The organism is Ginsengibacter hankyongi (assembly GCF_008710285.1).
GTDB lineage: Bacteria > Bacteroidota > Bacteroidia > Chitinophagales > Chitinophagaceae > Ginsengibacter > Ginsengibacter hankyongi.
Map to the genome: position 1 here is coordinate 630,656 of NZ_VYQF01000002.1, position 24,547 is coordinate 655,202.

The following is a 24,547-nucleotide window of genomic DNA, read 5'->3' on the forward strand; positions in this document are numbered from 1 at the left end:
TTAAAAGTTTATAGAACCGTGCATCAGAAAAATTCACACTATATTTTATTTGTGCATTTTATCTTTTAGGTTTGCTCAAAATTGGAAAATAAATATGTACGATATCCATGAATTTTTAACACCGATAAATATAGCGGCAATAAATAATGATGAGGGTTACAATGAAAGCCAGCTCGCAGGTTTTATAAAAATTTACGAAAACGAATTTCCGGATTTAACGGGAATTGATATTGTAATAGCCGGCATCAACGAATTTAGAGGCGATGGTTTTATTGCCCAGGAAGATGCAGCAGATGCGGTACGCCGACAATTATACCAATTGTATTCGTGGCACAAAGATATTTCCGTTGCTGACGTAGGAAATATTAAATGCGGTGCAACTTTGGCTGATACTTTTGCTGCGGTAAAAACCGTCGTTGGTGAACTGTTGGAATCAGGCAAAACGGTTATTCTTCTGGGTGGTTCGCATGATAATACGCTGGGACAATATTATGCTTACAGGGATTTGAAAAAAATTATTGAAGCAACCGTTATAGACGCAACAATTGATCTTAAAAGTGAATCCCCCGCAAGAAGCCAGAATTTCTTGATGGAAATGCTTACCAGTGAACCAAATGTAATTAAGCATTATAATCACATTGGCTTTCAAAGTTATTTTGTACATCCGCGTATGCTTGAAACTATGGACAAGCTTCGCTTTGATTGTTACCGCTTAGGCAAAGCAAAGGAGCAGATTGAGGAAATGGAACCGGTGATCAGGAATTCCGATCTTGTAAGCTTTGATATTGCTGCAATAAAGTACAGTGACGCGCCATCTTCGGCTTGCAGTCCAAATGGATTTACCGGCGAAGAAGCATGTACCCTTTGCCGTTATGCTGGTTTAAGCCCCAACCTTTCGTCGCTTGGTATTTATGGGTATAATCCCAATAATGATATAGAAAGTTTTACCGCTTTGCAAATAGCCCAAATGATCTGGTATTTTATCGATGGCAAAAACCGGAGCATCCGGGAAACAGCATTGACTGACAGGCAAAATTTCAATGAATATCATACAGCTTTCGCGGAAGTGGATACTATTTTTATTCAAAGTAAAAAAACAGGAAGATGGTGGATGGAGCTACCCAATAAAAAGCTGATTGCCTGCAGTTATAATGATTACCTTTTTGCAAGTAATAATGAAATACCGGAACGTTGGCTGAGGGCCCAGGAAAGAGAAGCGTAATAACAGAATTAAAAATGAATAATTTCCCCGGCAGCTAGCTGATTTATTTTAACACTTCTCATACACAATCATTAATAATTTAGCAGGCTATAATGATACATTTTCAATATTCAGAATACCTTCTCTCACTTGCGGCAATTCCTGTAATGATATTGCTTTATGTTTTACTGTTGAGATGGAAAAAAAAAGCAGCTAAAAAAATTGGTGACCCCTTTCTCGTTAAACAATTAACCAAAGGTTTTTCTTCAAAAAAATTTAACGGCAAATTTGTTCTTTTTATAATGGCTTTTTCGTTATGCGGCTTTGCGATTGCAGGGCTGGTAAAACCGGATGGCACACAAAAGATAAACCGCAGGGGAATAGATGTTATGATTGCCCTTGATGTTAGTAAGAGTATGCTGGCACAGGATATACAACCTTCAAGGTTGGAGCGTGCAAAGCAAGTGATATCAAAAATTATTGACAATGCGCCGGATGATAAAATAGGGTTAGTGGTTTTTGCAGGACGGGCCTATCTACAAATGCCGATGACGGTTGATCATGAATCTGCGAAAATGTATTTATCAACTGCTTCGCCGGATGATGTTCCTACACAAGGAACTGTTATAAGCCAGGCTTTGAAAATGTGTTATTCGGCTTTTAATCCCAAAGACAAAACTTATAAATCTATAATCTTAATAAGCGATGGCGAAGACCATGATGATGATGCATTAAAGATTGCTAAACAATTGGGCAAAGAGGGTATTATGATAAATACAATTGGCATCGGTTCTCCGCAGGGTGCACCTATTATGGATCCTGAAACAAATAGCTATAAGGTAGATGATAAAGGCAATACGGTTATTACCAAATTAAACCAGGATGAATTAAGCAGCATTGCTAAAAACGGAAACGGCCTGTACCAGTTATATTCAACAACAAACGAGGTAGCGAATAATATTAAAAATCAACTTTCCGGAATTGGCAAAGAAGCAACTATCAGCGACAGCTCTTACGAAGGCTTCAAACAATACTTTCAATATTTTTTAGCAGCGGCATTATTTTTCCTGTTAATTGAATTTTTTATTACAGAAAAAAACAAGTTGAATAAAAAAGTTATAGCAACCCTTGCAATTTTTTTCTTGATAAGTAATGCTTCTTATGCCCAAAATGTAAAGAGTGCAATTATAAAAGGTAATGAAGCGTATAAAAGAAATAACTATGACGCTGCAGAAAATTCATATCGTAATGCGCTGAAGATTGCTGATAACAATACTACTGCGTCTTATAATTTAGGAAATGCTTTATATAGAAAAGATAATACAGATGAAGCGGTAGAAGCTTTTGATAATACCATTAAAAATAGTGTAGACAATGCAACCAAAGAAAATGCTTATTATAATAAGGGAGTTGCTTATCAAAAAGCAAAAAAGCTCCCTGAATGTATTAATGCTTATGAAAATGCGCTGATGCTGAATCCTAATGATGAAGATGCAAGGCAAAACTTACAACGTGCATTGAAGGAGCAAAAAAAGCAACAGCAACAACAGCAAAAACAAAATCAGAAGGATAAAAAACAACAGCCTAAACAAGATCAAAACAAGCAAAAGCAGCAAAACAAACAAGATCAGCAAAAACAAAATAATCAACCTAAACCGCAGCCTTCCAAAATTTCAAAACAGGATGCAGAAGAAAAGCTAAAATCTTTGCTGGAAAATGAAAAAGCCCTGCAGGATAAATTGCATAAAATAAAAGGCGCAGCCGCCCTTGATAAACCTGAAAAAGACTGGTAAATTCAAACTCTCTTTTAATCGTATTTTTGCGTAAAATATATTAATATTTTATGGAGCGCTATGCAGAATCTTTAACTGAATACAAAAGGCTTGCAACACTCGAAGTAAAGGTTGGCGATTTGTTGTTGGGGAATTTTCATCCTATCCGCATTCAAACCATGACCACAACCGATACGATGAATACAAAAGCAACTGTGGAGCAAAGCATTCGCTGTATTGAAGCTGGAGCAGAACTGGTGCGTATTACAGCGCCATCAAAGAATGAAGCAGAGAATTTACTCAATATAAAAAATGAATTAAGAAAACACGGCTACACTACACCGTTAGTTGCTGATATTCATTTCACGCCAAACGCAGCAGAAATAGCTGCACGCGTTGTAGACAAAGTAAGAGTGAACCCGGGCAACTATGTCGATAAGAAAAAATTTGAACTGATAGAATATTCTGACGCTGATTACCAGGAAGAGATTGAGCGCATAAGAAATCGCTTTACACCACTTGTAAAAATTTGTAAAGAATATGGAACTGCCATGCGCATTGGGACCAACCACGGGTCATTAAGCGACAGAATTATGAGCCGGTATGGCGATACGCCTATTGGTATGGTGGAAAGCGCTATGGAATTTTTACGCATTGCTGAAAGCGAAAATTATTACAACATTGTATTAAGTATGAAGAGCAGCAACCCGCAGGTGATGGTACAGGCTTATAGGTTGCTTATTGAAAATATGTATAACGAATTAGGACATTGTTATCCATTACATCTTGGCGTCACAGAAGCTGGCGACGGAGAAGACGGAAGAATAAAATCCGCAATTGGAATTGGTACTTTACTGGAAGATGGCATTGGAGATACCATTCGTGTTTCATTAACTGAAGACCCTGAATTTGAAATTCCTGTTTGCAGGAATATTGTAAAAAGATATGTTGGTTTGAAAAGCACTTCAATACCGCCAATTGAAAAATCTTCTTTATCTATTTTAAATGCTAATACAAAACATACCTCATTCGAAATACAAAACATTAGCGGCAAACATGTACCGGTTGTTATTGCAGATTTTAGCAAAAAAAATACTATAACTCCCGGAGATTTAGAGGATATTGGTTATAAATATGATGTGCCTACCGATAAATGGAACATCAGTGATATGGCTGCCGATTATATTTTTTGCGCAAATAAAAATATTGATTTTGCATTACCGGGAACATTAAGAATAATTAATTATTATGATGCTTGGAAACAAACAATAGATAAAGAAAAATATGTTCCCATTTTTGATGAACAACAGTACCTGGATGATACGAGTATAAAATCACAAAGCATAAATTTTGTAATGCTGGATTGCTATTCAAATGACTATTCTTTTTTTAATAAAAAATTATATTTTGAAAAAATAAAACATGATACTACTGCCGTGCTTTGTTTAAGTTCATCCAATAAAAATGCCATGCAGAGCATTCGCAGAATGTATATTGAATTAATTGAAAATAATATTAGAAATCCGGTAATATTTATCTGCGATAGTAATGATGATACAATGGATGAAAGCCTTATTCATTATGCAATTGAAACAGGTGCTTTATTCCTCGACGGTTTTGGAAGCGGTATTTGGCTTAGCTATAATTATTCTGATAAAAATAAAATGCCTGGGTATAAAATAATGAACTCGATTGCGTTTGGAATATTGCAGGCAACACGCATGAGAATATCAAAAACAGAATACATCAGTTGTCCGAGTTGCGGAAGAACATTGTTTGATCTTCAGGAAACAACCGCTAAAATAAGAGCGGTTACCAATCATTTAAAAGGAGTAAAGATTGCAATAATGGGTTGCATTGTAAATGGACCTGGAGAAATGGCTGATGCTGACTTTGGCTATGTTGGAAGCGGACCTGGTAAGATAACTTTGTATCGAGGAAAAGAAGTAATTAAAAGATCTGTACCCGAAGATATTGCGGTTGAAGAACTCATCAATCTTTTAAAAGAAAGCGAAGCCTGGGTAGAACCTGCTTTAATTATTGCATAATTAATTTCAAATTATTACATGAAAACAGATTTCTTAGTTATCGGCAGCGGCATTGCAGGCTTAACTTATGCACTTAAAGTCGCACAGGATTGCCCGGATAAAACAATAACTGTTCTTACCAAAACTTTCAGTGATGAGACCAACACAAAATATGCCCAGGGCGGTGTTGCAGGCGTTACTGATTTTGATAATGATAGTTTTGAAAAACATATAGAAGATACTATCATCGCAGGCGATGGATTGTGTGATTCTGAAATTGTTGAAATTGTTGTGAAGGAAGGAGTAGAAAGAATAAAAGAAATTATAAGTTGGGGCGCTCATTTCGATAAAGAACATTCCGGTGAATATGCGCTCGGCAAAGAAGGTGGCCACAGCGAATTCCGTATTCTTCATCATAAAGACGTTACCGGCAAGGAAATAGAAGATACTTTACTTAGAGCAGTCGCTTCAAAACCTAATATAAAATTGATAAGCCATTGTTTTGTGGTTGATATTATTACACAGCACCATCTTGGTTTTTTAGTTACAAAAGCGACTCCGGATATTGAATGTTTTGGCGTGTATGTGCTCAACATGAAGACTAACGAAATAGAAAAAATTATTTCCAAAATTACTTTGCTTGCTTCCGGGGGGAACGGGCAGGTATACCGCACTACCACCAATCCTTCTATTGCTACCGGCGATGGCGTTGCTATGTTATATCGTGCAAAAGGAAGAATAGAAAATATGGAATTTATTCAATTTCATCCAACAGCCTTGTATGAAGCGGGCGTAACCGGCCAGGCCTTTTTAATTAGCGAAGCCGTACGCGGTGATGGCGCTATTTTAAGAAATGATAAAGGCGAAGCTTTTATGGAAAAGTATGATGAAAGAAAAGATCTCGCACCGCGTGATATTGTGGCCCGTGCTATCGATAATGAAATGAAGATAAATGGTACCGAGCATGTTTTTTTGGATTGTACTAAAATGGATATGGAAAAATTTTTGCATCACTTTCCTAACATTACAGACAAATGTTTATCACTGGGAATAGATGTATCCAAACAATATATTCCTGTAGCACCTGCTGCACATTTTAGCTGCGGTGGTATAAAAACAGATGAATGGGGAAGATCATCAATCAGAAATTTATATGCTTGTGGAGAATGCGCCAGCACAGGACTTCACGGGGCAAACAGGCTTGCAAGTAATTCGCTGTTGGAGGCTATGGTTTTTGCGCACAGATGCTACCTTAATTCAGTTGAAAAAATAGAGACCTTAGAATTTAATACGGCCATCCCTGACTGGAATGCAAAAGGAACAACAGCTCCAAAAGAAATGATCTTGATAACACAAAGCCTTAAAGAATTGCAATTGCTCATGACTGATTATGTCGGAATAGTTCGCACCAACATCAGGCTTGAAAGAGCTATGAAGCGGCTTGATTTATTACATGAAGAAACTGAGCAATTTTATGAAACCACTTTTGTATCACCCCAGCTTTGCGAATTAAGAAATTTAATCACAGTAGGATATTTGATTGTAAAGGAAGCACAGTTACGTCATGAAAGCCGTGGCCTGCATTACAATACTGACTACCCGGCTAAAAATGATATTGTACAAAACATAGTTTTATAATTGTAAGAGATAGTTGAATCATTTTGATCTTAATCATCTTATAAATTATTTTTTTACAAAAAATGTTTTATCTTACTTTCAATAAGAAATTAAGTCTTTCCTGTATTTCACCTATCCTGTTAATTTTTTGATCAATTCCTTATCGGCCTTAATTCTGTCGAAATAGTCATTTCTATTAAATCTAAAATAAAACAAAAATGAAGAAGTACATTTTACCATTTATTGTAACATGCAGTTGCATTGTTGCGTGTAACCAGAAAGATGAAACAAAAGAAACTGCTGCGGCAACCACAACCGCAAGTAGTGTGGCCTTACCATATACGGCAGGCTATACAACTGATTTTAATAACAATGTTTCCGATTCGGATTTGCTTACGGTTTTGAATTCCTATAAATACTGGGAAGAAGGAGATATGAAAGCATTAAGAACCACTATGGGAGACAGTATGTATACAGATATGTCTGATGGCTATCATTTTAAAGGCCTCGCTGATTCTATTATGCCTGTATGGAGCAAATACCGTGATAGCTTAAGCTCTGTTAAGATTACAATGGATGTTTGGTTAAAAAATCATTCTCTAAAAGACAGCACGGATTATATTAATGTTTGGTATAAAGAAATAGACACCTTTAAAAATGGTAAGGTAGATTCTGCAAATTTTGAAGATGATAATGCCATAAAGAATGGTAAAATAATCTGGCTATCTTCTCATAAGCAAAAACTTAAAAAAGACTGACAATAAATAAAACATCCCGTTTGTAAACCTAACGGGATGTTTTTTATGATTATCGTAGTGTTTTGAATAAATAAATGTCTTCTGCTAGGGCCTTAATTTCTATGATGTAATTTATCTCTCGTAACATCTTTCCAGGAATTACAACCCGCAAGCCCCATTGTTAAATCCACATCAGCCAATAAATTAGCGATAACTTCTTTTACACCCTGTTCACCGGCAAGGGCAAGTCCATAGGCATAAGGCCGTCCCACTAAAACCGCTTTAGCTCCTAAAGCCATTGCTTTGAAAACATCAGCGCCGCGGCGAATTCCGCTATCAAATAAGATTGTTGTCTTATCTGAAACTTCATCGCAGATACCCGCGAGCGTATCAATAGCGCCAATAGCTCCATCTAACTGGCGGCCGCCATGATTGGAAACTATAATTCCATCTGCACCATGATCTATTGATTTTTTTGCATCATTAGCATGTTGAATGCCTTTTACAATTACGGGAAGCTTCGTGCATTCTCTTATAACGGCAAGATCATTCCACGTAGACGAAGGATTGGAAAAACAATTTGCAAAATGCATCATAGTCTCCATTTTATTTCGTGCCGGATCACCAACTTCTGCAAGAAAAACAGGGTCAGTAAAATAATTGGCCAGCCCTTCATTATACAGAAAAGGCAGGTACGCATTTTTAATATCACGCTCACGCCACGCAAATAATCGTGTATCAAGTGTAACTACAATAGCAGTATAGCCGGCCTTCTCAGCCCGGTTAATGATACTTCGGGTAAAATCGTTATTACGCCCCCAATACAATTGAAACCAATGCGGATGATCACCATGCACAGACCCGATCTCTTCAATAGTTTTTGAAGATACTGTACTAACTATCTGGGGCACCCGCAGATTTTTAGCGGCGCGGGCAACAGCTACTTCCGCTTCGGGATGAGCGATTGATAAAACCCCAACGGGAGCCAGTAAAACCGGCGTTGGTAACTGCATGCCAAATAATTCAATAACGATGCTGCGTTGTGATACATCACCCATCATGCGGGGAATAATCTGCCAATGATTAAAAGCTTCTTTATTATTATAGGTAGTTATTTCTGATCCGGCACTTCCGGCTATATAAGCAAAAGCTTCCGGCTTCATAACTTCTGAGGCTTTTTGTTCCAGTTCCTCAAATGATACGGGTAACTGAGGTTTTACATTTTGTGTCCCGGCAAAATAGATCTGCAACTGGTATTGCATTCCCGCGGATAATTGTTCAGTAGTGATATCCATATCAAATCATTTTCCGTCTACAATAATTTTTTCTTACGTGTATACGCTTACGTAAGTTATGGAAAAAAGCTGGCGATTTTTTTCACTTGTCTCACTAACAAGCGTTGATTTTTAAGGTAAAATTTTAAGCTTATCAAAGGTATAATTAATAAATTCAACATTTTTTGTCATCATATAATTTGTGACATTATGATTGATGAAGACCAACTTCGCACCAACCGTCTCACCATTTAGTATCATCGCCTGAGAGAAGTTCATTCAGAAATAACATTTGAATTCCGCCAGTTCTGGAAACATAAAATGATAAAAAACCGGAATATACTTATTCAGGCTATACATGTGTTTTTATTTTTGTTGGTAAAAAAAATTCAAGTTAGGTTGCGATTCTGTTTAATAATTTTCAAAATCAAATTCCACCAGTCAATATTTTCCCCCAAAAATATCAATCAATCGTTTTGCAAATGCAGAAAGCTATCTAATGAAATTTTATAATTGTTCTGCAAGAAATTATATCTCATCAAAGGTTAAATGTTTTTCACACCAAATGCCGTGATAAGCGCTGTAATTGCTTAAGTTTAGTTGCTCAGCAATGGCATCAAACAATACATGGCGCGATGAAGTGATGCTACATTCACCTCGGATCATTTTTTATCAAATATAACTGCTTATACCAGTTTTTGCAAGGATTGCAAATTCTGCAGAACCTTGAATACCTTTTTGCTGAATCTGCAAATCTTATTTCAATCTTTAGATAACATCAATTAGGAAAAAAACTGCCCAGGAGAGAATTTTACATCAACGATTTATTCACAACAAACCGCTTTTATGAAAAAGATTAGCCTAGCAATTTTATTTATCTTTTCAATTTTATGTTCATCAGCACAGAGGAGCAAGGAATTCAGTATAGCCTTTCTAAATACCGGCTCCGCATATCCATTCTCACAATTTGGTAAACTTCTTTCCGGTATTGAGCACCCGGGCATTGAGATAGGTTATGGCTTCAACTGGAAAACAAAAAGTAAACATGACTGGTTCCAGGAGATTAAGCTCTGTTATTTCTACCACAGGTTCGTACAGCACGGCATCCCATTGTACACTGATATTGGGTACAGGTACAAATTTTCAAATGCCTTAAGTGCACAAGTTGCTTTAGGTGCGGGCTATATGCAATCAATAGCGGCAACAGCAAAATTAAAACTAAGTGATAACGGCGAATATAAAAATGACAAAGGCATTGGAAGATCGCAGGCGCTGGCTGCAGCAAATTTTAGCATCGGTTATACATTACACCCATCAGCAAAAAAATCAGTCAAGGTCTTTATAACGTACCAGCAATTTTTGCAAACACCTTTTGTAAAAGCTTATGTACCCATACTTCCCTACAATAGCATGATGATTGGCTGCAGCATTCCTTTAAACTCACGCAAAAAATAAAATGATCATGAAAAAATTTATCCTCTTAATGTGTGCGGCAATTATTTTCTTCTCCTGCAAGAAAGCACAGATACAACCAACACAGCCATTATCTGTTTCTGTTCCATGGATTGATTCGAGTAGCAGGCATCCAAAAAGTGCCGCTTTTACAGCATTGTTGAAAAAGTATCATGATAAAGGATTACCAGGGATATCTCTTTTGGTAAATGATGCTAGCGGTACATGGGTAGGCGCAATTGGCAAAGCAGATATTGAAAGAAATATTCCTTTTGATGTGGGCCAGGTTTCTAAAGTAGCCAGCATCACAAAATTGTTTATTGGAACATTAGTCTTTAAACTTATAGAAGATTCTGCAAATACAGGACTAGGTTACAATGCACTGAATACAAAAATAAATAATTGGCTTCCCTCTTCGATTACCAATAAACTTCCTAACGGAAATAAAATAACATTAGGACAATGCATGAAGCATGAAACAGGTGTGCCCGATGTAATAGAACAGGATGCTTTTTACCTGGCAGTTTTAAATGATCCTAATAAGATATGGAAGCCCGAAGAGTTACTTGAATTCGTCTACAATAAATCTCCCATTTTCAAACCTGGCGATACAGCCGTTTATTCTAACACCAATACGGTTTTGGTTATAATGGTAATTGAAGCCGCTACTAACAAAGACCATAGCGATCTATTGAAACAATATGTTTTAAATACATTGCATCTTACCAATACATTTTACCAGCCGCATGATGTGTTGCCTAATACCGTTGCACAGGGATATTTTGATTTATATAATAACAATACCATTGTAAATGTCTCCAACCTGGTAACTGGCAGTGGTAATGGCTACGGAGGTATTTACAGCAATGTGTTTGATCTGCTTACGTTAGAAAATGCTTTATTCATTCAACAAACATTGCTAAGCCAAAAGTCTCTTGCTGTAATGCAAACGTATGGTAAGAAAGATGACACTAACTATTACGGTTATGGGCTGCAAAAATCATACATACAGGCTAATGGCGACTACGGCATAGGGCACAAAGGGCGTGACCTTGGCTACTCAGCGAATTTATTCTATTTCCCAAACAACCGCGTAACGCAAATATTTTTAATCAATTACGGCACCGACGCCAAAAGCAATCTGCGGCAAGTGTTCTATGATTTCCAGGATGACTTATTGAAACTCACTTTGCAATAAACCCAGTGATACAATTTTTAGCAACAACCAAATTTTCCAAACCAAAAACAAATCATCATGAAATCAATTTCTCTTTTAATGACGTTAATGATTCTCTTAACGGCATCATTATTATCGGCACAAACAAAGGTAGGGATACAAGCCGGCGCCTCGTTTGCCAATGTAACTATCAAAGCTGCGGGAATTTCTATATCGCCAAAATTAAAGACAGGCATAACCGCAGGTTTATTTCTCGATGTGCCATTAAGTGAGAATTTCGGTTTTCAGCCTGCATTAAATTTTGTACAAAAGGGTTACGAGATCAAAGACGGAACAGTTAAAGATCACGTGAATCTTAACTACATAGAAGTTCCTCTCAACTTTGTTTATAATGCCGGCAAATCCCATGGATTTTTTATTGGGGCAGGGCCGTCAATAGCTCTTGGACTATCAGGCAGAGACAAATACACAGATAGTGATTTTCCGGACGATAATTCAAACGATAAAGTAAAATTCGGTTCAGATACCGACGAATTAAAACAGATGGACCTGGGAGCTAATGCAATGGCGGGTTACAAATCTGCAGGCGGATTTATAATCTCTGCAAATTATAATTTAGGGTTCACTGATATTTCAAATGGTGATCAAACAAATCCTGATGAACAGGGCACCATTAAAAATAAATATTTTTCTATAAGGATCAGCTTCATGTTCGGCGGGAACAAACACAAATAAAAAGGGCGAAGATCATGGATAAATTATTATGTCCATGATCTATTATTGACATATAAAAATCCGGATACCGAAGTATCAAAAAAATTTCTTATCAGACATATCAAATGAAACCGAGCTTAATAACTGCAATAACAATTTTATTATTGAGCGCACAATACGCCAATGTATTTGCTCAAATAAAAAATGACAGTGTTATACAACACAAGAGTATTCAATGTTTGGAACATAATAAACTTCTTAAAAAAAGTCATAACCAAAAAGAAACTGCCACAATAATAGGAATTACCGGCGGAGTAATTTGCCTGACGGGTATTGGCCTTGCTGCGAGTAGTCTTAAGGGGCTACTCGATCCTAATGTTCATCATAATGATTATGGCTCTGCGCCTGATATATTGGGCATCGGAGGCTCTATATTACTTATAGCTGCTATTCCAATTTCGCTGGCCAGCCAGGCAAATAAAAAGAAAGCTAGGTTCTATATGCAAAAAGAAGATGTAATGCTAACTCGGGGAATAAACAGTACAGAGCTTGTTTCAATTGGTGTTAGAATAAGATTGAAATGAACCTCTTTATTTAACCTTAATTAAAATTTATTATGAAAAAGAAAATCTCCGTTAATTTATTTTACCTGCTGTTACTCTGCTTTCCGCCGACAAAAGGCAGTTGCCAGTCGAAAGAGGATTCTATTATGATTGCTAATAGCGAAAAGTGGAATGTGAATTACAAACAAGGAACATTCACACTTTCCCAACCAGGGTCAGATCAAACATTTACTATGAATTTAATAAAACTGGATTCCGGTAAATTAAAACAAAAAAAGAAGGACAGTGCCGAAATAGAATTTTCCGGCTCAGATGGTTTCGATCACAGTAAATTTATGACGATCAGCAAAAGCCGGCTTTACAAATTACAAGCAGGAACTGATGAAAATTCGACTGAAGCTTTGTTTGCAGTTGCCAATAAATCAAATCAAAAAAGACAAACTTTCCTGGGCAAAGTATTAAGCAAAAACGATGAAGGCAAAAATGAAGTATTAAGCGATTCAACCACGATTTCGGGAACGATAAAAAGAAACAACGCAGCCACTGCCTGGACCTTTAGCCTGGACAATTTGTCTTCAAACAATATGGGAAACCAGCAACTTCCATTTATCATTTTACCACCGCCGCGGGGATTTTTAAAATCGGAAAAAGACTCTTTATTTTTAGTGCGTCCATCATTTAAAGCCGATGCAGTACTTATCAACAGTAACGGTGAACACATAGGGGCTGTTAAGTTTAAAAAAAGGCCCTTCATTATATGGGTACGAAAAGATATTGATAATTCGTTGCAAGATGCCATTGGGGTACTATTTGGCGTAATGATAGGGATGAGAGAAAAGTAAATCTTCATTTTTGATGCTGACAATTTTGAATAATTTTATTAGGCTGATATAAAAATTCAGATGGTAATATGAAGCGATTAATTCTTCGTTTATTGCTGATCGTTATATTAGTAGCAATTGGCTGGGGTGTCCGCTATGCATGGGTTTCATTTCCTATCATCAGCGGTTAAAAAAGAAGATCAGATTGAAGTTTGCTTCAGAGGTTAAAGGTTTGCGCATTGACAGATCCTCTGCTCCTGCCTGAATCTTGAAAAAGTCTATTAATTGTTCCACTTATGTTCTACATAAAATTTTGTTTCTGCTATTGATTAAATAATTTATCATGCTATATCAACTATCACAAAAGAACCGGCTTACAAAACAGCATACTCAGAATTTCCGCAAATGCTTTGCACTAAACCGAAATGCTGCCGGGTTCAGTAAAGAAATGAAAGAGATGATCTATACGTTGGTGTGTGACAAGGCTGATGGCCCTTTTGTTTATGATATTGATAGCAATGAATACATTGATCTCACCATGGGCTTCGGGTCAATTTTATTTGGCCATAATTATCTCCCCGTTCGAAATGCTATCGAAGAACAGTTGACCAAAAGCTGGTCAGTTGGTCCCATTTTCTCCTTTGGCCGGAATATTATCAAAAGAAATATCCAAAGCAACAACTGTTGAAAGAGTGGCTTTTTTTAATTCCGGTACCGAAGCGGTGATGGTGGCGTTGAGAATAGCAAAGGCTATCACCAAAAAAAATTATTTTGTTTTTTTTAAAGGCTCTTATCACGGTACATTTGATTCTCTCCTTTCATTAAAAAGCGATCCGGTTACCCATCTTGCAAAAGAAATTGTACCGGGTGTTACTCAATCTATGCTCAACGAATCATACCTACTTGAGTATGGTTCGGAAGAATCGCTTGAGTTTATTAAAAAAAATAAAGACCAAATTGCTGCGGTTTTAACCGAGCCGGTGCAAAGCCGTAACCCTGCATTACAGCCCCGTGAATATTTACATGAGTTAAGAAACTTAGCTGAAGAAAATAATATTGCTTTGATTTTTGATGAAGTGATTACCGGGTTCAGGACAGATATTGGCGGGTGCCAGAAACATTTTAATGTAACAGCAGATATCGTTACGTATGGTAAGGTGATTGGCGGCGGTTTGCCCATTGGCATTGTTGCCGGTAAAGCAAAATTTCTCGATGCAATGGATGGGGGTTTCTGGCAATATGGTGATGAATCTGTTCCTTCAGTGAAATCTACTTTTGTCGCCGGCACCTTCTGTCATCATCCGCTGGCTATGGCTGCTTCGCTTAAAACGCTGGAAATATTAAACCAATCGAAAGGAAAATTATTGAATGATTTGAATAACACCACTACAGCTTTTTGTGAACGACTAAATGATTTCTTCAACGAAAACAAATACCAGGTTTCTGTAAATCATTTTGCATCACTGTTCAGGTTTACTACTCCGGGTAAGTTAGGCCTTTTGTATCATCAACTGTTGCTGAATGGCGTCTATGTCTGGGAGGGAAGAAACTGTTTTCTTTCCCCGGCCCATACTCCGGAAATAATAAGGAGACTCGAAGAAAAAATAAAAGCAAGTTGTGTGCAATTGGAAGAGCAAGGTATTATAAAAAAGAAATCCGGCAGCAAGCTTGCTTTTTAAAATAAATTAATTCCCTTTTTATATGGAAAAACATTTATTACTCCAGGATGGAGACTATGCAATCTGGCGACACAGGGGCATCCCCGCTGATGCATTGAGCTTCCTGGACAGCATTGCATGGGGCAATGACGGCGCTGTGTACGAACATAAAAATACAGAAGCACATATCCGTTTAATGCACCATCCCACCCTGATAGCAATTCACGAAAACGCTAAGATGCAAGGCACTGCAGTTTTTTGTAATACTCCGGTTTCGGCGGGTGATAAGCAATATAACTGCTATTACATCCGGTATTTTGCTGCCTCTAAAGAAATTAAAGGTAAAGGAGTGATGAAAAAGTATGCAGTAAAAGTTATGGAAGCCATTCGTGACTACGAAAAGGAGAAGACGGTTTTTTTTGCCTGTGTCGAAAAAGGAAACAGTGCATCTTATAAAACAGTGCAGCATGCGGGATATAATAATATCGGTGTTATAAAGACGAACGGGTTTAGCCGTTTTTTTCCGAAAGCAATTAAAAATATTGAACAGGTAAAAACGGATGCTATACGCAATGAAGTAATGAGCCTGTTGAAGAAACAATATGAACAGCATGCCCTTGTTCAGTTCAATTCCATTTTCCTGCATGATGATTATTGTATTCTTCGTGAAAACGGGGAAATTGTGGCTGGCTGCCAGTTCCACCGGGTGCATTGGGTCATCAATAACCTGCCGGGGTTTATGGGAAAAATAATTATGAATGTGGTTCCGCTCATTCCATTGCTCAACAAATTGTTTAATCCAAAAAAGTTTGAGTTCCTTGCATTCGAAGGAATTTATTACAAACCCGGATATGAAAACAGGTTGATGGAATTATTTGAAGGTTTGCTGGCAAAAGAAAAACTAAAATCAGCTATGTACTGGATGGGAGAATCCTGTCCATTGCGAAAAAGAATATTTGAAAATAGTAAACCGGGTTTATTGCATTCATTCATCAAAAACTCTGATGCTTTTATTATGGCATCCTTTCACGATTTGAATGAAACAGAAATAACTGAATTAAAATCGAGACCACTTTTTGCATCTGCATTTGATTATATATAACCTAAAACATACAATTGATTTTTTTTGATTCACTATTAGCTTTGGTTATTAAAATAAAACACAGGCAGGTTAGCAATATGCTTGCTGACCCTGTAGCCTGTCAGGAAAAGTTGATGAATGAACTTGTTCATACGGGAAAGAATACCCTTTTTGGGAGGGATCATTTTTTTTCGGAAATAAAAAATTATGAAGACTTCAAAAAAAAAGTGCCTTTAAGAAATTACGAAGAGTTGCTTCCATATATTGAAAAAATAAAATCGGGTGAAGCGGATGTGTTGTGGAGAGGTCGGCCGGTGTTTTTTGGTAAAACTTCAGGTACAACAAGCAAAACAAAATTTATCCCGGTTACAAAAGACTCGCTGAAAAACCAGGTAGACGCTCCGCAATATGCCGCACTTAATTATGCTTCTTGTTATAAAAAATATTCCTTTCTGAAAGGAAAGGCGCTGTTGTTTTCTGATGGTCATTTTTTTGAGAATGTGAATGGGATTAGAGCTGCTCCTATTTCAACCATTGCCAATAGTTGTGTGCCGGGAATATATAAATGGTTTCGGATTCCCTCAGATAAAATAAACGCTATACCGGAATATGAGAAAAGAATTGAAGCCATGATCAATGTTTCCGCCCGAAAGGATATTCGTACAATTGTAGCCATGCCTGTGTGGTTACTGGTGTACCTGAGAGCTTTGAAAAGACGTACTGGAAAGGAGTTTAAAGAATTATATCCAAATTTTAAGTTGCTGCTTTTAAGCGGCATGTATTATGAACCTTTTCTGCCAGAAATAAAAAAATATATCAACATGCCGTTTGATGTACTTGAAACCTATCCATCAACAGAAGGATTTATTGCTTACCAGGACAGGCTTGAAGAAAGAGGTATGCAACTAGTGCTGAACAATGGAATTTTTTTTGAATTTGTTCCTGTGAATGAATTGTATCAGAAAGATGCAAAAAGAATTTCGCTGAAAGATGTTGAGCCGCATGTTAACTATGCACTGGTATTAAACACCAATGCCGGCCTGTGGGGTTATATCAATGGAGATACAGTACGATTTAAAACTGTCTCTCCGCACCGGATAGAAATTACCGGAAGAACTGCGCAATATATTTCTGCATTCGGCGAACATGTTACAGAGGAAGAAACCGCCAAATCAATTTCTGAAACAGCAAATGAATTCGGAGCCACGATAGTTGAGTACACAGTAGCCCCGAATATAAAAGAAGATGGAACACTTCCTTATCATGAATGGTTTATAGAGTTTGGGCAAATGCCTGAGAACCTGGATTATTTCACAGAAAAACTTGATAATAAGATCTGTTTCAGAAATTTTTCTTATAAAGACGTGGTGGTACATAAAGCAATTAATCCCTTAAAAATTACGCTTGTACCTTCAGGTGGCTTTGAAAAATTTCTCCGTGTGACCGGAAAAACAGGATTGCAACAAAAAATTCAACATGTAAAAAACGATTACCAGCTTGCACAGCAATTGAAGGATATATTATCGCTTAACAAACAATTATAACTTCCCATAATAAAGAATGGAACAGTTTGACAAAATGATGAAATTGGTAATCAAACCAACTGGTGATTCTCCCGTGTATAATTGCATGCTTGCTCTAACTGATGGCAAAAGAAACTTAAGGTATTTTGGTGCCACGGGTACTTTCGACGAAGGTGGTGATGCTATTTCTCCTTCCTGTCGTTTCAGAACCGGGAGCATAACAAAGTCTTTTACTGCAGCAATCGTTCTTCAATTAGCGGAAGATGGTTTTTTCAATACAGAAGATTTTTATTTGGATATTATTGATGAAGATGTAAAAAAAAATTTAACCGGGCTGCATTGGTTTGCAGGCAGCAATTATTCAGGTCAAATTTCTGTACTCCACTTACTAAAACATTGTTCCGGACTTTGTGATTATTTTTCGGATGATGAAAAATTTATTACTTATGTTGTGCAAAATCCTGCACAATTCTGGAATTGGAAATTAGTGATTGAAAAATATTTTGAATATGGATTAAATAAAAAATCCACATTCAGGCCAGGTGATGGGTTTCATTATTCTGACACCAATTACTTACTGCTCGCAGTTCTTATTGAGCAGGTGACACGCAAACCTCTGCACCAGCTTTTTGAAGAAAGAATTATAGTACCGCTTGGCTTAACAGATACTTACCTGGAGTTTTATCAATCTTCAAAAGAACCAGCCCAAACTGTTTTCCCGTACTATGGAAATTTTTCATTAGCAAATATTAATACCTCTTTTGACTGGGGTGGCGGAGGGCTCATATCCACAATGATGGATCTTGATGTTTTTATCCGCAACCTTATAAAAGGGCGACTTTTTAAAAAAGAAGAAACACTCAAAGCCATGATGCGTTTTGACATTGTTGATTTGATTAGCAGTTCTTCAAAACGGATAATTCAATATGGAATGGGTCTTCAGAAAAAGGAAATTTGCGGTCATTCATTCTTTGGCCACAACAGTGCCTATGCCTCTATGGTTTACTATGACAGAGTGCAGGATTTAAGTATTATACTTTCGCTAAACCAGGCAGCAGCAGTTCATAAGGCTGAATGGCTGATGAATAAAATAGTAAATGTATTCCCGCATTAGGTTGCGGTTTTAAATAAATTATTAAACAAGAAAAACAATCGGATAAACGGCCACAGGCGAGTAACGAGATTCTTTATTAATTGTGAACGGATGCAAAGAGTAAAGTGAAAAATATGCTCAATGAATTTGAAAAAAAAGTAATCAATTTACAGAATAAGATTTAAAAATATTTTTCGCGTACAATTGTTTAAATTAATTTAAAATATCTTGAAAAAAATTATTCTTCGATTATTACTTTTATTTATGTTGCTTGCATTGGCATGGGTGATTCATTATGCATGGATTTCGTTTCCCATAATCAGCGGTTATAATGCCAAGCAAATGTGTACCTGCGTATTTGTTTCTGGAAGAGACCCGAAAGACATTGACACAAGCGACCTCGGTGAACTTCCGTTAAATATTGCCAGTAATAAAGTTAATTATCAGGATTCGTCAGTGACAAGTTCAGTATGGGGAATGGCAACAAAAAAGGCTATTTACAGAAGAGGATGTGGTTGCACACTCATTAATGATATGAGTGAAAAACAATTACGTTCACAATCTTTTAAAATACCGGCTCCGCCTTCCCAAAATACGGATAGTATTGAATGGCCGTATGGAGATAAAATTGCTGATACATTTCCAATAGCCTTAAATAAAAACAAGCTGTCAGCGGCTGTTGACAATGCGTTCAAAGAACCGAATCCTAAAAGAAAGCAAAGAACAAGAGCCGTAATAATATTATATGATGGGCAATTAATTGCAGAAAAATATGCACCGGGTTTTAATAAGGATACAAAAATGTACGGTTGGTCGATGGCAAAAAGTTTTACCGCGGCATTAATTGGGACGCTTGTTCAAAACGGAAAATTAACTATTGACGAGCCGGCACCAGTGCCTGAATGGAAAGACCCCAACGATCCGAGGCATGCGATCACCATAAAAAATTTATTACAACAAACAAGTGGGCTCGACTTTAAAGAAGATTATACAAAAGCAAGCGATGTAACTAACATGCTGTATAAAAAAGACGACATGGCTGCTTACGCTGCTTCCCATTCATTGGCTCACAAACCCGGAACTAGTTTTTATTACTCCAGCGGCAACAGCAATATCCTTTCTCGAATTATAAGACAAACAGTTGGAGAAAAAGAGTACCCAGCATTTCCTTTCAAAGAATTGTTTTACAGAATAGGCATGTACCATACTTTATTTGAGCCAGATGCATCCGGTAGTTATGTGGGTTCCTCTTACATTAATGCAACCGCAAGAGATTATGCACGCTTTGGGTTACTGTATTATAACGATGGTGTTTGGAACGGAGAAAGAATTTTACCCGTTGGCTGGGTGAAACAAACGCAAACGTCTTCGCAGGCTAATCCTTATAAAAATTACGGCTTCCAGTTTTGGCTAAATGGTTTTGATGAAAAGCATCCTTCACAAAGAGCATTCCCTGATGTTCCGGTCGATATGTACTATTGCGATGGGTATGGTTACCAGTTTGTCTACATTATTCCTTCAAAAAAATTAGTAGTGGTAAGGTTAGGGCTAACATTTGATCATTCATTTAATGAAAATGCTTTCTTGAAAAGTATTATCGATTGTATTCAACAATAACATAAATTTCTTCTCAGTCTCTAGCCAGCTTTTTATTGTAGAGTGTTATCGATAAAAACTCAACCGGCTTTTACACTCGGGAGAGAATGTAGCTACTCCCATCTTGCCAAAAACTTTCTATTTAAAAATAAATACAGGCAACTCCTTACCATTTTGCAACGATATCTTAAAGGGCTTTCTCTAAAATTTACTTCTCTTAACCCTGGAAAAAAATTACAACGAATGCTGTAATGTACCAATACATATCTATGTATATACGATCTCAATCCATCTCAAATTTTTTTAATCCTAAATCAATTTTTATGCAAAAGATTTTTCAAAAAAATGGTTTCTTTAAGATTGCCAGTGCATTTTTACTTGTGCTGGTTGCTTTACAGGCTTGTAAAAAAAATCCTCACTTTTCTCACTTTACCAATGATTTTCAGCAAGTGAATCTTGTCGCTACAAACAACAGCTATGGAGCGTTAGCGGTAGACCCCGCCTTGTTAAACGGATGGGGAATAGCCTTTGCCCCTTCAGGCCCCGCATGGGTTTCTTCAAATGGAGCAGGGTTGAGTAATATTTATAATGCTTCAGGTAGTACATTGAGGCCGCCGGTAACGATTCCTGCCAGTACTTCGCCTACGGGGGGAACTCCAACCGGTGCCGTGTTCAATAACAATACCGGCTTCCGGCTTTCTAATGGCAATCCCGCACGATTTATTTTTGCGTCAGAAGATGGTGTTATTTCTGGATGGAACTCAGGCAATGCAGCTGAAGTGGCCAAAAATAATTCAGCGGCCGTTTATAAAGGTATAACGATTGCCAAGGACGAAGGTGTCCCTTTTTTGTATGTGGCTAATTTTATCGGCAAAAAAGTTGAAGTATATGATACACTTTGGAATAGTGTAAATAAGCCCTTCATCGATCCTGGAATTCCCGCCGATTACTCTCCATTTAATGTGCAGAATGTTGACGGGAAAGTTTATGTAGTGTATGCGAAGCTTGGGACAGGTGTTGATGAAGCCCATGGGCCAGGTACCGGCATTGTAGATATTTATAATCCGAATGGAACATTGGTAAAACGTTTAATTTCTCATGGAGAATTAAATGCTCCCTGGGGGATTACATGGACCCCTGCTTCATTTTGGGGAGCAACAAATATTTCAGTAAATATAATTCTGGTAGGTAATTTCGGAAACGGCCGTATCAATGCCTATGATGAAAGTGGATCTTTTCTCGGCCCGTTGCGCAGTAAAGGCAAGCCTATTGTAATTGATGGGTTATGGGGGTTATCTTTTGCGCCGGTTACCGCCACGGCCATAAATCCAAACTGGCTGTTTTTTGCAGCAGGGCCTAAAGATGAGTCAGATGGCGTATTTGGCTACATTACGCCTGTCGATACTGACATGTCGATTTCTAAATAAATATAAATTAAGAGGCCGGAATTTTCCGGCCTTTTTTTGTGACGTATGAAATGAATAATACGATTTGATAACGCCTGCTGCAATCGGAAACTCAATTTTATTTAAAGCAAAACACTTTCCGCTTATCCGCTTCTTATTCCCATTTATATAAACAAAAATAAAATGTGGCTATCCTTATTATTTTTGTACTTCAACTTCACAAACTTTTTCAATCACTTCAGCTTTAAATAAATAGCCGAATTGGCATTGGTCAGTTCAGTTTAATTATTTATTCATCCATAAACAATTACAATGAAAAAGTTAACGGCTTTATTATTTTGTGCCCTTGCATGTATTACATTAACCTCGTGTTGGCATAACGATCATGATATTAGCATTAGTTACAGCGAAGATGGTCAATATTATTCTATGAATGCGCATTTCCCTAAAAACAGGACAAAAGATATAGAAAATTACAAAGACAGGCGTATAGGGAGTAAAAGCAACATATCATTTGAAAATACTAAAACAGACGCCACACTTACGCTTGATGATCATACAACATTTTATATGAAAAAATATCCCGGGTTCGTTCAGATCAAACTGGATAAAAATAAAAATTCATCAGATTCTTATCACGAAATAAAATCGATGTGTCAGGGAATAAAAAAAGTATTAGCGAAATGAAATACATTAATCTTTCGCCAGAACTCCCGTAATAATGGTGATTCAAAAAAAAGAAATATCGGTAAACTACCAGTCGGGATGACTGGATTCGAACCAGCGGCCCCTACGTCCCGAACGTAGTGCGCTACCGGGCTGCGCTACATCCCGAATTAAATTATTTTTCAACCCAAAAATAGGAATACGTTTTGAATTTTAAGCACGTACAAAAACTTCTGGCTAGCCCAGAAACTCAAACAGTGATTTATATAGCTTTAGGTATTTAGTAGAAAGCAACGGCTCTCAATTCGATTTTACAGATTTATTTTTTTATAAGTTCAGAAGGCATTGTTTTTGCATCTGGGTTTACATCACCGGATAAAGAGTTTAAAAAAGCAACAATTTCTTTTATTTCATTATTTGATAAAGTTTTATTTAACTGGGCCTTTCCCATAATTTTTACAGCAGAATCCAAGCTGGCTATACTGCCGTCGTGAAAATAAGGATAAGTGCCGGCGGCGTTGCGCAATTCGGGAACTTTAAATACATCTTTATCTGCATCATTTTTTGTCACTGCCTTCCTTCCTTCATCATCAACTTTGCTATTTGTCAGTGTACGGTAATCCGTTACCAATCCAAACCGCTGCAAGGAGCTTCCTCCAACTCCTACTCCATTATGACAAGTGGCGCAGCCCGATGCAATAAAAACTTTCAACCCCTCTTTTTCTGTGGGGGTAATTGCATTTACGTCACCCTGCATATATTTATCAAACCTCGATGGTGCAAGCAGCGTGCGCTCAAAAGCTCCAATCGCTTTTTGCAAATTTTCGTAAGTAACAGGTTTCGCCTCCCCTGGAAAAGCCGCTTTAAACATCTCCTGGTATAGTTGAATTTTATTAAGCCTGTCAACTAAAAAACCTTTGTGCGGAATGGCCATTTCAACGGGATTCAAAATGGGCATACCCGCCTGTTCTTCTAAGTCTTTGGCACGCCCATCCCAAAACTGCATATTTTGAAGTGCCGCATTAAAAACAGTAGGCGAGTTGCGGTTTCCCTGCTTACCGGCATCACCCGTAGAAGTGGCCTTATTATCTACCCCAAAAGTTTGAAGATTATGACAGGAATTACAACTGTTATTTCCCGTTCTGGAAAGACGGGTATCATAGTACAATACTTTGCCCAGCTGAACTTTTGGCACCGTAACTGCATTATCTATGTTATCTGCAACCAGCGGTAATGGCTTAAAAAAACCGCGGGCAATATTAAGTGTTGAATCCTCCGTTTGTGTGCCGTTAACAGCAGTTTTACTTGATTCTTTTTTGCCGGGTTGATTGCAAGAAAAGAAAGCAATTATAGCGCAAAGCACTATACCTACAATTTTCTTTTTCATAAAATAAGCTTTGTTGCAAAGTTAGAATGTCAAAATATGAAAAATACTGACCCTTCTCATTTGACTTTCTGATTGTAGTTATTAAATTAGTCTTTAGTATCTGTGAAATTTCGAACACTGATGGTGTAAGATCCTTCGGATTGTTGCTAATCAAGGTAAATAAAAAATAAACCGCCAACAGGTCATACTTCTTTTATGGCAGATTTATTGTAATACCATCACCAGTAATGATTAAAAACAATCAATAAAAATTAATCACATGAGCGTAAATAATAAACATCTTGCAACCATTTTATTAGGAGCTGCAGCCGCATTTGGCGCTTACAAATACAGCACAATGACAGAAGAGGAAAAACAAAAAATGGCAGATTCTTTAAAAGATAAATTTCATAAGCTGAAAGATGAAGCAGAAAGTGCAGGCACTACAGCAAAAGATTACTTTAGTGATTTAAAGAATAAAGCAACAGATATGTTTAAAGAACATTTTCCCGGGGCAGAACAGCATTTTGAAGATTTCTTTAAATCCAATACTCAGGGCGATGTTCCTGCAAGTCCGACGACAGAGGTTAACCCAGGCGCTTAAATTCTTTATAAAAACTAAAGCCCTGGGCGAAAGAATAGACGGTAAAGGATCTATGAAAGAATTTAGGCAATGTGGACAAAAATGGTTGGTGATTTTGTCGATTTGGGTAATGAACTTTGCTCATCAACTTGAAGAGGAATCAGGCTCTGCTGAAGAGCAACCTGCCAGTAATAAAGTTGATGCTAAACGATAAAAAGGA

The 24,547-nt window shown here is 37.2% G+C and carries 22 protein-coding genes and 1 tRNA gene; 20 read left to right on the forward strand and 3 right to left on the reverse strand.

Translation table 11 applies throughout. The features are described from left to right. Positions 1-94: 94 nt before the first annotated feature. The 5 genes from FW778_RS12210 to FW778_RS12230 all read left to right on the forward strand — a co-directional run bounded on the left by FW778_RS12210 (position 95) and on the right by FW778_RS12230 (position 7,375). Positions 95-1,222, forward strand: coding sequence for a formimidoylglutamase (locus FW778_RS12210; RefSeq protein WP_150414980.1), 1,128 nt, complete (start codon positions 95-97; stop codon positions 1,220-1,222). Positions 1,223-1,314: 92 nt separating this feature from the next. Continuing rightward, on the forward strand, positions 1,315-2,994 hold the full coding sequence (locus FW778_RS12215; RefSeq protein ID WP_150414981.1) for a VWA domain-containing protein: 1,680 nt from the start codon (positions 1,315-1,317) through the stop codon (positions 2,992-2,994). 50 nt (positions 2,995-3,044) lie between these two features. Beyond that, positions 3,045-5,021 (forward strand): (E)-4-hydroxy-3-methylbut-2-enyl-diphosphate synthase, encoded by a 1,977-nt coding sequence (gene ispG / locus FW778_RS12220; RefSeq protein WP_150414982.1) that lies wholly within the window; start codon positions 3,045-3,047, stop codon positions 5,019-5,021. Between the two features lie 18 nt (positions 5,022-5,039). Continuing rightward, positions 5,040-6,638, forward strand: a complete 1,599-nt coding sequence (gene nadB, locus FW778_RS12225; RefSeq protein ID WP_150414983.1) for an L-aspartate oxidase — start codon at positions 5,040-5,042, stop codon at positions 6,636-6,638. A 197-nt stretch (positions 6,639-6,835) separates the two neighbouring features. After that, positions 6,836-7,375: a hypothetical protein gene (locus FW778_RS12230; protein WP_150414984.1), complete on the forward strand. Its 540-nt coding sequence runs from the start codon at positions 6,836-6,838 to the stop codon at positions 7,373-7,375. Positions 7,376-7,467: 92 nt separating this feature from the next. Here the strand turns inward: FW778_RS12230 and FW778_RS12235 are convergent, their stop codons facing one another. Beyond that, complete coding sequence (locus FW778_RS12235) at positions 7,468-8,649, reverse strand: alpha-hydroxy-acid oxidizing protein (protein WP_150414985.1); 1,182 nt, start codon at positions 8,647-8,649, stop codon at positions 7,468-7,470. 825 nt (positions 8,650-9,474) lie between these two features. Here FW778_RS12235 and FW778_RS12240 point away from each other — a divergent pair. The 13 genes from FW778_RS12240 (at position 9,475) to FW778_RS12295 (ending at position 22,399) form a co-directional block, all read left to right on the forward strand. Beyond that, positions 9,475-10,083, forward strand: coding sequence for a hypothetical protein (locus FW778_RS12240; RefSeq protein WP_150414986.1), 609 nt, complete (start codon positions 9,475-9,477; stop codon positions 10,081-10,083). Positions 10,084-10,090: 7 nt separating this feature from the next. Further along, a complete protein-coding gene (locus tag FW778_RS12245) occupies positions 10,091-11,278 on the forward strand; it encodes a serine hydrolase domain-containing protein (protein WP_202552204.1) in 1,188 nt (395 codons plus the stop codon). Positions 11,279-11,335: 57 nt separating this feature from the next. Next, on the forward strand, positions 11,336-11,992 hold the full coding sequence (locus FW778_RS12250; RefSeq protein ID WP_150414988.1) for a porin family protein: 657 nt from the start codon (positions 11,336-11,338) through the stop codon (positions 11,990-11,992). 104 nt (positions 11,993-12,096) lie between these two features. Further along, a complete protein-coding gene (locus tag FW778_RS12255; protein ID WP_150414989.1) occupies positions 12,097-12,555 on the forward strand; it encodes a hypothetical protein in 459 nt (152 codons plus the stop codon). Between the two features lie 32 nt (positions 12,556-12,587). Then, entirely contained in the window at positions 12,588-13,376 is a 789-nt protein-coding gene (locus FW778_RS12260; protein ID WP_150414990.1) for a hypothetical protein, read from the forward strand. A gap of 322 nt (positions 13,377-13,698) precedes the next feature. Beyond that, entirely contained in the window at positions 13,699-14,043 is a 345-nt protein-coding gene (locus tag FW778_RS23580) for an aminotransferase class III-fold pyridoxal phosphate-dependent enzyme (RefSeq protein WP_202552205.1), read from the forward strand. Then, a complete protein-coding gene (locus FW778_RS12265; RefSeq protein ID WP_202552206.1) occupies positions 13,997-15,034 on the forward strand; it encodes an aminotransferase class III-fold pyridoxal phosphate-dependent enzyme in 1,038 nt (345 codons plus the stop codon). The genes FW778_RS23580 and FW778_RS12265 overlap by 47 nt, the downstream gene beginning before the upstream one ends. A 22-nt stretch (positions 15,035-15,056) precedes the next feature. Then, a complete protein-coding gene (locus FW778_RS12270) occupies positions 15,057-16,115 on the forward strand; it encodes a GNAT family N-acetyltransferase (protein WP_150414991.1) in 1,059 nt (352 codons plus the stop codon). 14 nt (positions 16,116-16,129) lie between these two features. Next, complete coding sequence (locus FW778_RS12275) at positions 16,130-17,638, forward strand: GH3 family domain-containing protein (RefSeq protein WP_150414992.1); 1,509 nt, start codon at positions 16,130-16,132, stop codon at positions 17,636-17,638. Positions 17,639-17,654: 16 nt separating this feature from the next. Then, positions 17,655-18,731 carry a serine hydrolase domain-containing protein gene (locus FW778_RS12280; protein WP_150414993.1) on the forward strand — a complete coding sequence of 359 codons (1,077 nt, stop codon included), beginning with the start codon at positions 17,655-17,657 and terminating at the stop codon, positions 18,729-18,731. Between the two features lie 207 nt (positions 18,732-18,938). Further along, the gene (locus tag FW778_RS12285) at positions 18,939-20,327 is read left to right on the forward strand and encodes a serine hydrolase domain-containing protein (RefSeq protein WP_150414994.1); all 1,389 of its coding nucleotides are present in this window, start codon (positions 18,939-18,941) and stop codon (positions 20,325-20,327) included. A 302-nt stretch (positions 20,328-20,629) separates the two neighbouring features. Further along, on the forward strand, positions 20,630-21,733 hold the full coding sequence (locus FW778_RS12290) for a TIGR03118 family protein (RefSeq protein ID WP_202552207.1): 1,104 nt from the start codon (positions 20,630-20,632) through the stop codon (positions 21,731-21,733). A 291-nt stretch (positions 21,734-22,024) separates the two neighbouring features. Then, positions 22,025-22,399: a hypothetical protein gene (locus FW778_RS12295; protein ID WP_150414996.1), complete on the forward strand. Its 375-nt coding sequence runs from the start codon at positions 22,025-22,027 to the stop codon at positions 22,397-22,399. A gap of 73 nt (positions 22,400-22,472) precedes the next feature. On the opposite strand, the gene FW778_RS12300 is transcribed toward FW778_RS12295, so the two are convergent. Beyond that, positions 22,473-22,546: transfer RNA gene (locus FW778_RS12300), tRNA-Pro, on the reverse strand. Between the two features lie 151 nt (positions 22,547-22,697). After that, the gene (locus FW778_RS12305; protein ID WP_150414997.1) at positions 22,698-23,765 is read right to left on the reverse strand and encodes a cytochrome-c peroxidase; all 1,068 of its coding nucleotides are present in this window, start codon (positions 23,763-23,765) and stop codon (positions 22,698-22,700) included. A gap of 259 nt (positions 23,766-24,024) precedes the next feature. Between FW778_RS12305 and FW778_RS12310 the strand changes: the two genes are divergently transcribed. Together FW778_RS12310 and FW778_RS23125 are read left to right on the forward strand one after the other, a co-directional pair. After that, positions 24,025-24,348 carry a YtxH domain-containing protein gene (locus FW778_RS12310; protein ID WP_150414998.1) on the forward strand — a complete coding sequence of 108 codons (324 nt, stop codon included), beginning with the start codon at positions 24,025-24,027 and terminating at the stop codon, positions 24,346-24,348. 52 nt (positions 24,349-24,400) lie between these two features. Further along, complete coding sequence (locus FW778_RS23125) at positions 24,401-24,541, forward strand: hypothetical protein (protein ID WP_202552208.1); 141 nt, start codon at positions 24,401-24,403, stop codon at positions 24,539-24,541. Positions 24,542-24,547 lie beyond the last annotated feature (6 nt).